The organism is Flavobacteriales bacterium (genome assembly GCA_020635795.1).
In the GTDB taxonomy this organism is placed as follows: domain Bacteria; phylum Bacteroidota; class Bacteroidia; order Flavobacteriales_E; family Vicingaceae; genus Vicingus.
On sequence record JACJZD010000001.1, the window covers coordinates 1,386,374 to 1,400,001 of the forward strand.

13 protein-coding genes are annotated in these 13,628 nt (G+C 32.5%); 7 read left to right on the forward strand and 6 right to left on the reverse strand.

What is annotated here, in order from left to right:
* Positions 1 to 64: 64 nt before the first annotated feature.
* Positions 65 to 1,078 (reverse strand): FAD:protein FMN transferase, encoded by a 1,014-nt coding sequence (locus H6589_06095; protein MCB9174160.1) that lies wholly within the window; start codon positions 1,076 to 1,078, stop codon positions 65 to 67.
* Positions 1,079 to 1,133: 55 nt separating this feature from the next.
* Here H6589_06095 and H6589_06100 point away from each other — a divergent pair, with 55 nt between their 5' ends.
* Positions 1,134 to 1,715, forward strand: coding sequence for a peptide deformylase (locus H6589_06100; GenBank protein ID MCB9174161.1), 582 nt, complete (start codon positions 1,134 to 1,136; stop codon positions 1,713 to 1,715).
* A 9-nt stretch (positions 1,716 to 1,724) separates the two neighbouring features.
* The gene (locus H6589_06105; protein ID MCB9174162.1) at positions 1,725 to 2,294 is read left to right on the forward strand and encodes a tetratricopeptide repeat protein; all 570 of its coding nucleotides are present in this window, start codon (positions 1,725 to 1,727) and stop codon (positions 2,292 to 2,294) included.
* Between the two features lie 33 nt (positions 2,295 to 2,327).
* Here H6589_06105 and H6589_06110 read toward each other — a convergent pair whose 3' ends face one another.
* The 3 genes from H6589_06110 to H6589_06120 all read right to left on the reverse strand — a co-directional run bounded on the left by H6589_06110 (position 2,328) and on the right by H6589_06120 (position 5,859).
* The gene (locus H6589_06110; GenBank protein ID MCB9174163.1) at positions 2,328 to 3,164 is read right to left on the reverse strand and encodes a GntR family transcriptional regulator; all 837 of its coding nucleotides are present in this window, start codon (positions 3,162 to 3,164) and stop codon (positions 2,328 to 2,330) included.
* Positions 3,165 to 3,301: 137 nt separating this feature from the next.
* A complete protein-coding gene (locus H6589_06115) occupies positions 3,302 to 5,323 on the reverse strand; it encodes a PD40 domain-containing protein (protein ID MCB9174164.1) in 2,022 nt (673 codons plus the stop codon).
* Complete coding sequence (locus H6589_06120) at positions 5,278 to 5,859, reverse strand: 7-carboxy-7-deazaguanine synthase QueE (protein ID MCB9174165.1); 582 nt, start codon at positions 5,857 to 5,859, stop codon at positions 5,278 to 5,280. The genes H6589_06115 and H6589_06120 overlap by 46 nt, the downstream gene beginning before the upstream one ends.
* Before the next feature lie 123 nt (positions 5,860 to 5,982).
* Between H6589_06120 and H6589_06125 the strand changes: the two genes are divergently transcribed.
* Complete coding sequence (locus H6589_06125) at positions 5,983 to 6,528, forward strand: hypothetical protein (protein MCB9174166.1); 546 nt, start codon at positions 5,983 to 5,985, stop codon at positions 6,526 to 6,528.
* Position 6,529: 1 nt separating this feature from the next.
* On the opposite strand, the gene H6589_06130 is transcribed toward H6589_06125, so the two are convergent.
* Positions 6,530 to 7,405, reverse strand: coding sequence for a hypothetical protein (locus tag H6589_06130; GenBank protein MCB9174167.1), 876 nt, complete (start codon positions 7,403 to 7,405; stop codon positions 6,530 to 6,532).
* Positions 7,406 to 7,513: 108 nt separating this feature from the next.
* Between H6589_06130 and H6589_06135 the strand changes: the two genes are divergently transcribed.
* A complete protein-coding gene (locus tag H6589_06135) occupies positions 7,514 to 8,251 on the forward strand; it encodes a shikimate dehydrogenase (protein MCB9174168.1) in 738 nt (245 codons plus the stop codon).
* Positions 8,252 to 8,257: 6 nt separating this feature from the next.
* On the opposite strand, the gene H6589_06140 is transcribed toward H6589_06135, so the two are convergent.
* Positions 8,258 to 10,723, reverse strand: a complete 2,466-nt coding sequence (locus tag H6589_06140; protein ID MCB9174169.1) for a TonB-dependent receptor — start codon at positions 10,721 to 10,723, stop codon at positions 8,258 to 8,260.
* 169 nt (positions 10,724 to 10,892) lie between these two features.
* Here H6589_06140 and H6589_06145 point away from each other — a divergent pair, with 169 nt between their 5' ends.
* The 3 genes from H6589_06145 (at position 10,893) to H6589_06155 (ending at position 13,625) form a co-directional block, all read left to right on the forward strand.
* Positions 10,893 to 12,602: a M61 family metallopeptidase gene (locus tag H6589_06145; GenBank protein ID MCB9174170.1), complete on the forward strand. Its 1,710-nt coding sequence runs from the start codon at positions 10,893 to 10,895 to the stop codon at positions 12,600 to 12,602.
* A 182-nt stretch (positions 12,603 to 12,784) separates the two neighbouring features.
* The gene (locus H6589_06150) at positions 12,785 to 13,222 is read left to right on the forward strand and encodes a hypothetical protein (GenBank protein MCB9174171.1); all 438 of its coding nucleotides are present in this window, start codon (positions 12,785 to 12,787) and stop codon (positions 13,220 to 13,222) included.
* Positions 13,223 to 13,283: 61 nt separating this feature from the next.
* Positions 13,284 to 13,625, forward strand: a complete 342-nt coding sequence (locus tag H6589_06155; protein MCB9174172.1) for a hypothetical protein — start codon at positions 13,284 to 13,286, stop codon at positions 13,623 to 13,625.
* Positions 13,626 to 13,628: the final 3 nt, after the last annotated feature.

The window sequence follows — 13,628 nt, forward strand, 5'->3', positions numbered from 1 at the left end:
TATATACAAATCTGATATTTTTTTTGTTAAAAAACAAATTGAAAGATAAAAATAAGCTGTTTATCTATAAATTACTGTCATTCAACTCTATAAACTCCTTTAACCCCTCCGAAACAAAGGTTTCCAATTTTTTGTTTTCGTTCTCAAAAATTAAAATGGCTTGCAGCTTGTTGTTTTTACTCAATATTTCTTTGGCTTTATCGATGCCAACCACCATAAAAACAGTGGCATAGGCATCAGCCACAGCACAATTATCGGTTACTACAGTAGCACTCAATAAGGTATGCGTAACAGGGTAACCCGTTTTTGGATTAATGGTGTGTGAATATTTAATTCCATCTTTTTCGTAAAACTTGCGGTAGTTACCTGATGTTGCCAGGGCTTTGTTTTTCAGGTTTACAATAGCCTCAATGGTTCGTGCTGTTTCGTTTTCAACTGGCTTATCAATACCAATTCGCCATAATTTTTGATTTCGATTTTTGCCAACTGCTTTTACCTCCCCACCAATTTCAACCATGTAATTATCAATGCCATTATTGGCTAAAAAATCTGCAATTACATCAACCGAATAACCTTGAGCAATGGCGTTAAAATCCAACATTAATTCTTTTTTATTTTTGATAACTTTGTTTCCTTCAAAAATCTCAATTGATTCAAAATCAACAAATTTAAGCAGGCTATCTATAGTATTACTATCAGCATTGTTTAAATTTTGAAAACCAAAACCCCAAGCGTTCACCAAATGCGTTACCGTTGGGTCAAAAGCACCTTCTGATGCTGCATAAATTTCTTTTGAACGCTTAAATACATCCAAAAACATCTTATCCACTTCCAAAATAGAATCTGCCTGATTGAATTTTGTAATAATGGATTTTTTGTTGTAAGTAGATAAGGAGTTATCTATTTCAATGAGCAAAGAATCTATCGATCTCTGATAATTATCGCCATTACTGTTGATGTAAACAATATGATACGTGGTACCTTGTGCAAAACCATTCAATTCAATAGTATCTATTTTAGGTTGGTTTGAACACCCAAACACACCTAGTAAAAATAGTACTCCAACAAGCTTTTTCATGTTTGATTATTTTTTGAAGTGCAAAGGAACAAAAAATTAATGTTAATTTTGTTGCATGATACGACCAATAATAGCTTACGGCGACCCTGTTTTAAGAAAAAAAGCCGTTGAAATAGATGAAGATTATCCAGATTTAAACTTATTGCTGGAAGACATGTTTGAAACCATGTACAATTCGCAAGGTGTAGGTTTAGCAGCTCCTCAAATAGGATTATCTATCCGTATTTTTATTGTTGATGCAGCTCCTTTTGTAGATGAAGACAAAGAAGATGTTGAAGGCTTACGCGATTTTAAACGTGTTTTTATCAACCCCATAATTATTGAAGAAACAGGTAAGGAATGGAAGTTTGAAGAAGGATGCTTGAGCATACCTGGCATTAGAGAGGATGTTAGTCGTCAACCCGACTTGATAGTTGAATACTACAATGAAAAATTTGAATTGATAGAAGAGAAACTAACTGGATTACCTGCCAGAATAATACAACACGAATACGACCATATTGAAGGAGTTTTGTTTACCGACAAAATAAACCCATTAAAAAAACAGTTATTAAAAGGTAAACTTAACGATATTGCCAAAGGAAATGTTAAAGTAAATTATAGAATGAAATTCCCTTTAGTAAAGGGTAAACAATAAAATTAAGCCATGAAAAATTACATTTATTTAAGCATTATTTTATTTACGTTATTAAGCTGTGAAACAAACAACGAAGGAAAAGTTGAAGTTACTCCACCTGAAAACGAAGAAGTAGATTTGAACAATTATGAAGGTAGAGTAAGTGAAATTGAAAAATACACCAAACTTATTTATAGCGACAGTCTTGTGTTCCATAAAGAATATGCTGAAAAATTATTAACTGCTTACGATAATTTCATACAACATGACAGTTATTACGATATATCGAAAGAATACATGTTTAAAGCAGGAGAACTTTGCAAAGCATTAGACCGACCTTACGATGCCATTAAATACTTTAACATGCTTTTAGAACGCGACCCAAAAGATAAACATGCTGGTGCTGCCTTATTTTACAAAGCCATGATTATTGGTGATGTGCTTAAAGATGATGCTTTAGCCAAAGAAACCTATCAAGAATTTATCGACAAGTACCCAGATCACCCATTGGTTGAAGGTGCAAAAGCTTCTATTCAATTACAAGGAAAAACCTTAGAAGAAATTGTAAAAGGATTTAAAGAGAAAGAAAAAACCTCCTAGAAACATTTCTAAAGTTTTAAAACTTTAGAAATATTAGTTTTCAACTAAAACAATACTTGCTGGATTTATTTTTATTTTTCGTTCACTGTACAATACACCTATTGCACGTTTAAAGGCTTTTTTACTTACCTGAAACATGTTGTAAATTTCATCGGGATTGCTTTTATCAGAAATATTTATAATCCCTTTTTCTTTCAGCAATTTCTCATAAATTTTGTTCGACAAAATTTCAATTTCATCGATAGCAGTACTATTCATGCTTACATCAATTTTTAAATCTTCACGGATATTTCTAACGTAGCCAACAAACTCATCACCCAATCGAATATCTTTAAACACTTCATTTTTGTAAATCATACCCAAATGTTTTTGCTCAACAACAATGGTATAACCTATGTCGGTTTGCCCGCTAACAATAAAGTTAACTTTATCGCCCACCTTAAGCTCTATTGGATTTTTTCTTAAAAACTTGCTAAACTTGGTTGTACCAACCATTCTATTTGTAACATCATCTTTATACAAGTAAATCAAATAACTTTTATCCTTTTCTACTTTTACAAATTGTTCCGAAAAAGGCACCAACAAATGTTTTTCAACACCCCAATCAAAGAAAGCTCCAAAATCGGTTACATCAACAGCTTTTAGTAATGCTATTTCATTAATCTTTACTTTAGGAATAAGCGTTGTAGCAATAGGTCTATCTTCCGAATCGGTATAAACAAATACCTCAATTTTATCGCCAATTTCCAACCATTTTGGAATGTATTTGTTGGGCAACAAAATCTCGTTTTGCTCGTCAGTAATTAAATAAATTCCTTGAGGAGTGGTTTTAAGTGCTTCTAATTCTACAAAATGTCCGATTTCTTTCATTTTTTTGTTTGTGGATTAAAGGTTAATTAAGTTTTTCAGTGTTTCAAAAACACACCCCTTCCCCCTCTCAAGAGGGGAAGTCTTCGCTCAATACCAACTTCCGTCTTCTGTCTTCCAACTTCCAACTAATTTTCAAATTAATTCGCTGTAATTTTAAACTCTGTTCTACGATTTTCTGCTCGACCTTCGTCTGTTCCATTATCTGCAATTGGCATCGTATCACCATAACCTTTGGTACTCAATCGGTCAGCATTAATACCTTTTTTAACCAAATATTCAAACACGGCTTTTGCTCTGTTTTCTGACAAAACTTGATTCATTTTTTTATCGCCCACGTTATCGGTATGACCGCCCAACTCAATTTTCATTTTTGGATTTTTCACTAAAAACGCCACCAATTTATCCAACTCTACTCTCGACCTATCTTTTAAATCAAATTTAGCCGTTTCAAAAAACACATTTTTAAGCACCACACTCTCTCCAACTTTAATTTTCTTCATCCCAACATTTTTTTCAAATGGTTGAGTAACTGTTCCTCCTGTTAAAGTAAAGTTTTCAGAATGGAACATATATCCTTCTTGAGAAACATTCAATGCATAATCTTGATTAATTGGTAAACAAACCAAATAAGCACCCGTTTTTTCATCAGCATACGATTGAATAGCCACTTTTCCAGTTTTTAAATCTATCAATTCAAAACGAGCTGGCAACACTTCTTTTGTTTCTGCATCGTAAACCTTACCCGCTAAATACGTTACCATGTTTGGTTTTATATTATCTGGCAACTTAAACTTATACAAATCTAAACTACCAAAACCGCCCTCTCTGTCACTTGCAAAATAAGCAAAATTACCTTCAGCATCTACCAACAAGCTATTCTCATCATTAAAGGTATTGATTGGATAACCCAAATTTACAGGGGTTGACCAAACTCCATTTTCATCTTTTTGTGTCATGTAAATATCCAAACCACCCATTCCAACATGCCCGTCAGATGAAAAATAAAGCGTTTTACCATCAGGATGTATAAAAACAGACTCTTCTCTACCAACAGTATTTACCACCTCGCTTAAACGCTCTGGAATCGACCAAGTACCTTCTTCACTTAATTCAGAAGTATAAATGTCTTGATTTTTGATTCCACCCCGAGTTTTCAAGCCACGAACAAAATACAAGGTTTTTCCATCAGAAGAAAAAGAAGGCTGGGTTTCCCAATGCATGGTGTTTATTGGATTGTTTAGGTTTTTAGGATTGGTCCATTTACCCCCAATATTATACGCATAAAACAAATCACAACTGCCTAAACCTGTTCTACCTTGCCCATAACCTTCAAATGGGTCTTCACAAGAAGTAAAAATTAAAAATTGTCCGTTTGGCGATATGGTTGGAGCACCTTCATTGTTTAAGCTATTTATACCTTGTAAAGGCTGTGCCATCATCCAGTTATTATCATCAAACTTGCTGATAAAAAAATCTTCGTTATATCCAGAATAAGTGCTTTTATCATTTAATCGTCTTGTAAAAAGTAAGTATTTATTATCTGCTGAAAGGGCTGGAAAATATTCTGGAAGCTCTGTATTTACACCTTTTCCAAGATTTATTGGTTCAAACGGAACTGGTTTTTTAATCGCTTCCAATGCAAATTCGCAGTTTTTAATCGCACTAATCGCATAAGGCTTCATCATTAAAGGCGAATCTTTAAAGGTCAAATATTTCTCTAAATTTTGTTTGGCCTCCTTATACTTACCCAAATCAAACTGCAACAAACCTAACGAAGCATGTGCTTCTGGAAATAAATTTGGATTAATGTTTATTGATTTCTGATAATGTTCAATCGCTTTTTCTGTATTGTTGTTTTCAGTGTAAACATACGCTAACAACAACTCTGCTTCCGCAAAATTCGGGTCTTTTTCTATTGCCTGAAGCAAACTTAATTCGGCTAAATCGTTTTTTCGCGAATCGTAATACCCCTTACCTTCTTCATAAAATTTAATAGCCTTTTTATTCTCAGTTCCATACTTTTTTTCTTGTGCTTTACACGATAAAACAGTTAAAAAAATAAAAAATATAGCAAGGAAATAGGATTGTTTGATCATGTTGTTCAATTTAACTGTTATGGTATTCTCATGTATTTGTGCGTTTGTAAAGAAATGTTCCATTTCGGATTATTTTTTACATACTCAATTATTGTTGGCAACATTTGTTCCATTTTACTCCATTCGGGCTGCAAATACAATTTACAATCGTTATTTACATGTTTAGACTGCTCTTCAGCCCACTTAAAATCATCCTTGTTAAAGATAATAACTTTTAGTTCATGAGCCAATTTGTAATTCTCTTCTAATGGTTTTATGGTCTTTTTTGGCGACAAACAAATCCAATCCCAAACTCCAGTCAACGGATATGCTCCTGAAGTTTCAATAAATAATTCAACTTGCTCTTTTTTAAGTTTTTGAGAAAGTTCAGTTAAATTATAAATAGAAGGCTCACCACCCGTTACCACAATACTTTTTGCCGGGAATTTTTTCATGTTCTCTACCACTACATCAATATCTGTAAGCGGATGTAAATTCGGGTTCCAGCTTTCTTTTACATCACACCAATGGCAACCCACATCACAACCACCCACACGAATAAAATAAGCAGCCTTACCCGTATTAAACCCTTCCCCTTGAATGGTATAAAATTCTTCCATGATGGGAAGTTTTAAGCCTTTTTCAAGCAATGTTTTATCTTGTTCAGTAATTGTTTCTATTGTATTAATCATAAAATGTAAAAGTAATAATACCTATCTTTATATTTTTAAATAGTTAAGATTATGAAAAGATTCATTTTTCTATTTCTTCTTACGTCTTTTTTTTACTCTTGTATTTCGGTTGAGTTTAAGAAGCCTCAACCAATTAAAGGAAAAAAAATAATTCAATTCCCAAATGAATTAATTGGTACTTATTTAAATAGTGATAATGACACTATAACCATTGCCAACACTTATTTTAAAGCAACTTCATTAACAATTGAATTGAATAATAATTCAAAACCATCTAATAAAATAGACCTTTCTGACAATATATTTCTTAAACAAATGGATAAGAAATATATCCTAAACATGAAAGATGAGAAGAATAAAAGCAATTGGAGCATTATTATCATCAACAAAACGCCAAACGGATTACTAATAAATACATTTAATGTTGACGACAAGGATTTTTTAACTACTCTAAAAACCATTACAAAAACCGAAGAGCTAAGAGATGAAGACGGTAAATTAGAAAAAATAATTATAGACCCTTCTGAAAATGAGTTTAAGAAAATTTTAGCTACACCGTCTCTATTTAATAAAAGTGAGATGATAAAGATTAATTAGATTAAATACTAAAAACCTTTTCATCAAGCCTACCTCCAAGCGTGAAAAACCCAATATGATAACGTCCTTTGGGTAAAGATTGAACGTTTACACTAAATGGATGTTTATTGTCTTGTTCTCGAGTAATTGTTTCTGTGCGTATTTGAGCAATGTTAAACTTATCAAAAACCACAATCTTTACCACCACATTTTTAGGTAATCTTTTTTCAATATTACCGTGAATTGATTTTGCGACATCAGAAACCAACCCTGAATCGGGCTGAACATACTCAATAGAATACCAAGGCGACATGGTTTTAGTAAATTGTGCAACAAAATCTTGTAAACGCTCTATAGAATCTCTATTTTCATGAAAAATAGAAGCAATATCACGGTTATTGGTCATTGTCCAAATGGCTTGTTGCATTGCCGATATAGGGTATTTATTAACCGCCAAATGCTGAGTTAATGCCACGATGTTTTTATCTTTCATTTCTCCAACAATATAACCTTCTCCACTTGATGGTGAACTTTTGTGCGATTGAGAACAAAAACCAAAAACTTCTTTTTGCTGTTTTTGAGATGGATTTAACACAAACAATTCTTCTTTAACCACCAAAATATCTTGCGAATTCGAGTCTAACGACACTAAATTTCTGCCCGATTCTAATTTTAACACCAATCGATTAGGCGATTTATTTTCTACAAGCATATCAATACAATTGCCTTGATGCCCACCTTTACTGGTTATAACACAATTTACCATATTACGCTCTAAAGCATCAAAAACAGATAATGCAAATTGATTAGTTGAATTAAATTTGGGGCTAAACGATGAAAATATTAGGCAAACAATTAGCAGGGTGCTTTTAAAGCACAGGTCTTTTAAAGGTTTCATAATAAAGGATTTAGATAGGTCGGTTTAAACGAATAACGCCGTTTGTTTTCATTTTATTGTAAACCGAGTTTTAAATTTTAATTTTGACAACTAAATATATTCTGCCAAATGAAGAAATACGGACTAATCGGACACCCGCTCACCCACTCTTTTTCGAAGAAGTTTTTTACTGAAAAATTTGAAAAAGAACAATTCAACGATTGTCAGTACGATTTGTTTGATATTTCTTCTATAAACGAACTAGCTATTGTTTTAAAAAACAACCCTGATTTAAGAGGTTTAAACGTAACCATTCCATACAAAGAAGTTGTAATGGATGTTTTAGATGAGATAGATGAAGAGGCTAAAAAAATAGGTGCTGTAAACACGATAAAAATAAAAAACAACAAATTAATTGGTTATAACACCGATTATTTCGGTTTTAAACAATCTTTAAAACCGTTTTTAGAAATATCGCAAGAACGTGCTTTAATTTTAGGAACAGGAGGTGCTTCTAAGGCTGTTTATCATGCTTTAACTTCATTAAACATCAACTGTTTGTTTGTTTCTCGAAATCCTAAAAACGAAAATGAAATTAGTTATGAAGATGTGAACGAATATGTTATTAGAAATCATCAAATAATAGTAAACACTACTCCTGTGGGTACTTACCCAAACATCAACGAAAAACCAAACATTGATTACACGCAAATTACCGCCAAACATTTGTTGTACGATTTGGTGTACAACCCAACTGAAACCCAATTTTTAAAAGAAGGCAAACAGCAAGGTGCCATTGTTTTAAATGGAATGCAAATGCTTCAATTACAAGCCGAAAAAGCTTGGGAAATTTGGAACGAAAAATAAGACTAATTATTTCCCTTGACCAGCACCGCCACCACCGATGTTTAAATTATCACCGGCATCATTATTTTTAACATCACGTTTTTGAGAATCGTAATTGATTTTACCAAAATTATAGTTAAAACTAATGTTAATTGATTGTGAAGCCCATCTCCTGTCGTTTCTGTATGAAAAACCACCAAGGTTAACACTCTCGTTTGCCCAACGCTGAGTTTTAAAAATATCATTAACCCTCAAGGTTATTCTACCTTTTTCTTTCATTACTGTTTTACTAATAGAAGCATTTAAACTATACCTCGCTTCGGTCTTGTTTTGGTAAGTAACTTGTGCTCCAGAATACTGTCCTCTCAATTGAAACGACCACGATTTGTTATAAGTGAAATTAGCTGTTAATTGTGATGACCAACCATAGGTTTGCGATGTAGAATTGGTATTAGCACCATTAATATTCGCTGTCCAAATATTATTGGTATTGTTAATTTTTAACCACTTGTAAGCTTTGTAATCTATAGAAGCTTCGCCACCATAGATAAAAGTGGTGGATAAGTTTTGATTACTCGTAACAAAAATGTTGTTTTCGTTTAAGTAAGTAATCGATTGCTTTTGACCGTTTACTTGTCGGAAATAAACACTCGAATTAAAATTTATTTTATCTCCAAAACGTAAATAGCCCAATTCATAAACATCAATAAATTCAGGTTTTAAGTTCGGGTTTCCTTGCCACAAGTTATAAGGGTCGGTGTACGATGCAAATGGATTTACCTCCCAAGTGTTTGGTCTGTTTATTCTTCTACTGTAGCTAAGCTGTAATTCGTTTTTTTCGTTTGCTTTATATGATAAGTGTGCAGATGGAAATAGGCTTAAATAGTTCTGATTTGATTTTTGCTTGGTATTTTGAAGTTCTGTATTAATTATCGTATTCTCTAACCTTGAACCCAATTTAATTCCAAATTTCTTAAATTGTTTACCCAAGGTTGCATAAAGAGCATAAACACTTTGCTCATAAAAAAACACATTACTTAAATTGGTATCATTCTTAAATACATTAAAGCTATTTAACGATTCGGAATAAAAATCATTATCAATATTTTCAATGGTAGTTCTAGTTCCCAATTCTAATGTTAATGAATCATTTATGGGCAAAACATAATCCACTTTCATGTCTAATTCCGTGTTTTTGTTTTTCGTAACGGTATTTTGTGCTCTCGGATTTTTGTATTCCATTCCATTACTCAAGTAAAAATGTTCGTTATTATCATTATCCCCATCACTAGTATTAATTTCATAATCAATATCCACATCCAAGGTATGCTCTTCACTGTCGAATTGTGTTTGCCAACCAACATTCATGTCGTTTCCACGATAATAATCACCTGTATTTGCTAGCCTATCGGAGTACGATTGTCTTACTTTGCCCTCATCATAATAATCGTAATGGTTGTTATCAAAACGATCTCCCATTCCATTCCAACCACTAATTTCCATATACAAGGTGTTCTTTTTATTTACATAATAATCCAATCCTCCTGAATACCATAAATTAAGGTTTTTGCTAGCCCCAAAATCTGTCATGGTTTGCGTATAAGTAGTATCGCTAAAATAATTTCTATCAGAAACACCACTATAACTCCAAACCCCTTGATGATAACCAAAATTGGTGTTTACATTTATTTTATTTTTTCTGAAACTCAGCCCTAAATTACCGTTGTATCCTGGGTCGCCATTATAACTAGCCCCTAAACCAACATTACCATTCATTCCTCGAGCATTTTCTTTTTTCATGATTACATTCAAAATACCTGACATGCCTTCGGGGTTATATTTAGCAGACGGATTGGTTACCACCTCTATCCTATCAATTGAACTTGCAGGGATTTGCTTTAACAACTGTGCTGCATCAATGGTTGATGGTCGCCCATCTATTAAAATCTGAACACTTTGATCACCCCTTAAACTCACTTTATCTTGGTCATCCACATCTACCGAAGGCATGTTTTTTAACACATCCAAACCAGTCCCTCCTTGTACGCCAATATCTTTCGATACATTATATACTTTTTTATCAATCTTCACCTCCATCAATTCTTTCTCATCCACAAACTCAAACTGCGACATGTTTTTAGCAAATGAAGCTAAATTGATTTCGCCCAAATCAATTAAAGTATTTTCATCTGTGATATTGATATTATGAAAAAAGCTTGGTTCGTAACCAATAAAATCTACCTTAACATAAAAATTACCAACTGGTACTTTAATGATTTCAAAAGTCCCAGTAACTGATGTAATTCCACCTGTAACCAACGTAGAATCGCTGGTTTTAAACAAGGAAACCGTAGCAAATTCAATACTTGATTGAAGTGATTTATCTTTTACAACACCGCTCACCACACCTTTATTTTCTTCACTTTGTGCAAACAATATAGTGTCTCCACAAACGAAGAATAAAGAAAAAATGAAGAATTGAATGTATTTCATGAAATTTACTTTCTTTTTTAGATACTCCAAATGTATAAACCTTACCGGGTAACAACTAACGAATTGTGATTAGCGGTCATAAAAAATGTTAAAAACTTAAACAAACATCATTTTATTGCTCAATTAGTTTGTAATAACATGAAATACTACATTTGTAAAAAACACTATTATGAAATACAAAGTCTTTCATCAACAGCCCAACAGTAGATATATTGATATTGAATTTACTATTGACAACGTGAATTCTAACATGCTTCAAATACAACTCCCTGCTTGGCGACCAGGAAGGTATGAATTAGGAAATTTTGCCAAAAACATCCAAAAATGGGCGGCTTTTGATGAGAAAGGCAAAAGTTTAAAAAGCGAAAAAGTATCGAAAGACTTGTGGGAAGTGCAGACCAAAGGAGTTAAATCTGTTACCCTAAAATATAATTATTTTGCGAACGAACTCAATGCTGGTTCTTCTTTTATTGATGATAGTCAATTGTACGTAAATGGTGTAAACTGCTTTTTATATGTTCCTGAACGAATTAACGAACCATGTGAATTGGAATTAAATATCCCTAAAAACTTTTCGGTAGCAACGGGGTTAACACCAAAAAGCAAAAACAAATTTGTAACAAAAGACTTTCACGAGTTAGTTGATTGTCCTTTTATTGCTAGCAACAACCTAAAACACCATTCATTTACTGAGCAAAAAGTGAATTTTAATATTTGGTTTAATGGAGAGTGCAAACCCTACTTTAAAAAGCTGGAAACCGATTTTAAAAAATTCTGTAAAGCTCAAATTCAAGCCTTTGGAGGTTTTCCTGCTAAAGACTACCATTTTTTAATTCAGGTATTGCCTTACAAAGCTTACCACGGAGTTGAACACAGCAATTCTACAGTTATTACAATTGGTCCATCATACGATGTTTTTAACAACCCTGATTGGTATAATGAACTATTGGGTGTGAGTTCTCATGAATTGTATCATACATGGAACGTAAAACAAATTCGTCCCATCGAAATGTTTCCCTACAATTATACCAAGGAAAACTATTCGCCAATGGGTTATTTATGTGAAGGAGTTACTACTTACATGGGCGATAAGTTTTTGTTTACTTCTGGTGTTTTTAACTGGGAACAATATGCTAAAACGTTTAACGAGTTGTTGTTACGTCATTACCACAATACTGCAATCGACAATTATTCTGTTGTTCAATCATCGTTAGACACTTGGCTGGATGGTTATGTAAAAGGTGTTCCTGGCAGAAAAACATCTATTTATACCGAAGGAGCGTTAATTGCATTTATAACGGATGTTTTTATTTTAAAAAGCACTAAAAATGCCAAATCTTTACACGATGTAATGAAAATGCTTTATACCGAGTTTGCAAAAAAAGGAAAAGGCGTTTCTGATGCTGATTACAAAAATACTGTAGAAAAAATTGCAGGAAAATCGTTTGACAACATTTACAAAAACCTTATTCACGACAAAAAAGATTTTACCCCTTTAATAAAAAATAACTTAGATTATTTAGGAATTGAATTAACAATAACTCCTACCAACAATTTTAACGAGAGTTATTTAGGTTTTAAAACGCGTTACGAAAATGGAAAATGCTTCATCGACAACATTTACCCTAATTCTATTGCAGAACAACAAGGTTTAACCATTAATGATGAAGTTATTGCTATAAACGGATATAAAATAGTTAACGATTTAGAGTTGTGGAGCAATTATTTCAATAAAGATGAACAATTTTTAATCGTTAAAAAAGAATTAGGATTAACCGAACCCATTACATTAAAATCGGGAAAAGAGTTGTTTTTCAAAACTTACCGTATTTCAACCCCAAAAACTACCAATAAAAATTTTGTTAGTTGGAAAAAATAACATTTTTTTCAACTTATTAACATTTTAAAATTCCCCAATTTTATTGCTCGTTTTGTGATAAAAACATTCATTTTACGTTTTTTTGTTCAAAACATTTATCGTAAAAAAAGTTGCGTTTATCGAATAATGTTCTAAATTAGTTTCATCTAACTAATAAATTATTAATCAAAAATTAAAAAATTATGACAGAAGAAACTACACAATCAACTGGTAAAAGACCAGTATTCTTAACAGTATTATGTATTTTATCATTTATTGCAGCAGGTTTTGCTGTTTTTGGATACATAACTGTAATCACATTAATGGGTGCTGCCAGCGCTATAACTTCAGGTATGGAATCATTGGAAGGAATGGAAGGAATGTCAGCTCTTTCTGCAGCAACTCCTAGTGCTGGAATGACTTGGGCATATGTAATTGTAGGCTTTTTAACTACTATTGGTGCATTACTTGGCGTTCTTAAAATGTGGAAATTAAAAAAACAAGGTTTCATGATTTATACAGGATCAAGTGTTGTGTCTTTAATCATGGGTATTGTTTATAGTGGGTTTAGTGTATTTGGAGCAGTAATTACAATTGCTTTTATAGTAATGTATTATCTGAACGTTAAACACATGAACTAATTTTAAAAAAATTATTCGAAAAAGGCTGTTTATAACAGCCTTTTTTTTATACATTTACTTTATGGAAAATCAACAAATAAACACACAACAAAATTTACCAAATTCAACGGGAGTGTTGGTATTAGGTATTCTATCTATCGTATTCTGTTTTTGCTATGGTTTAGTAGGAATGGTTTTAGGTATTATTGCTATTGTTCTTGGTAACAAAGCTAACAAACTGTATAACGACAATCCAAACACCTATTCGGAAAGCTCATACAAAAACATGAAAGCTGGAAAAGTATGTGGTATTATTGGCCTTTGTCTATCTAGTCTTTACTTAATTGTAATTATCATTTACATTAGTATTGTTGGAGCTGCTTTAACTGCTATGCCTTGGGCTGAAATGATGAATCAGTATTAAAAT

Bases quoted from the DNA above. Each gene is read 5' to 3' on its own strand.
- H6589_06150 (MCB9174171.1), top strand. From the start codon at position 12,785: ATGACAGAAGAAACTACACAATCAACTGGTAAAAGACCAGTATTCTTA.
- H6589_06100 (MCB9174161.1), top strand. From the start codon at position 1,134: ATGATACGACCAATAATAGCTTACGGCGACCCTGTTTTAAGAAAAAAA.
- H6589_06155 (MCB9174172.1), top strand. From the start codon at position 13,284: ATGGAAAATCAACAAATAAACACACAACAAAATTTACCAAATTCAACG.
- H6589_06110 (MCB9174163.1), bottom strand. From the start codon at position 3,164: ATGAAAGAAATCGGACATTTTGTAGAATTAGAAGCACTTAAAACCACT.
- H6589_06115 (MCB9174164.1), bottom strand. From the start codon at position 5,323: ATGGAACATTTCTTTACAAACGCACAAATACATGAGAATACCATAACA.
- H6589_06130 (MCB9174167.1), bottom strand. From the start codon at position 7,405: ATGAAACCTTTAAAAGACCTGTGCTTTAAAAGCACCCTGCTAATTGTT.
- H6589_06105 (MCB9174162.1), top strand. From the start codon at position 1,725: ATGAAAAATTACATTTATTTAAGCATTATTTTATTTACGTTATTAAGC.
- H6589_06145 (MCB9174170.1), top strand. From the start codon at position 10,893: ATGAAATACAAAGTCTTTCATCAACAGCCCAACAGTAGATATATTGAT.
- H6589_06135 (MCB9174168.1), top strand. From the start codon at position 7,514: ATGAAGAAATACGGACTAATCGGACACCCGCTCACCCACTCTTTTTCG.
- H6589_06125 (MCB9174166.1), top strand. From the start codon at position 5,983: ATGAAAAGATTCATTTTTCTATTTCTTCTTACGTCTTTTTTTTACTCT.
- H6589_06095 (MCB9174160.1), bottom strand. From the start codon at position 1,078: ATGAAAAAGCTTGTTGGAGTACTATTTTTACTAGGTGTGTTTGGGTGT.
- H6589_06120 (MCB9174165.1), bottom strand. From the start codon at position 5,859: ATGGAAGAATTTTATACCATTCAAGGGGAAGGGTTTAATACGGGTAAG.
- H6589_06140 (MCB9174169.1), bottom strand. From the start codon at position 10,723: ATGAAATACATTCAATTCTTCATTTTTTCTTTATTCTTCGTTTGTGGA.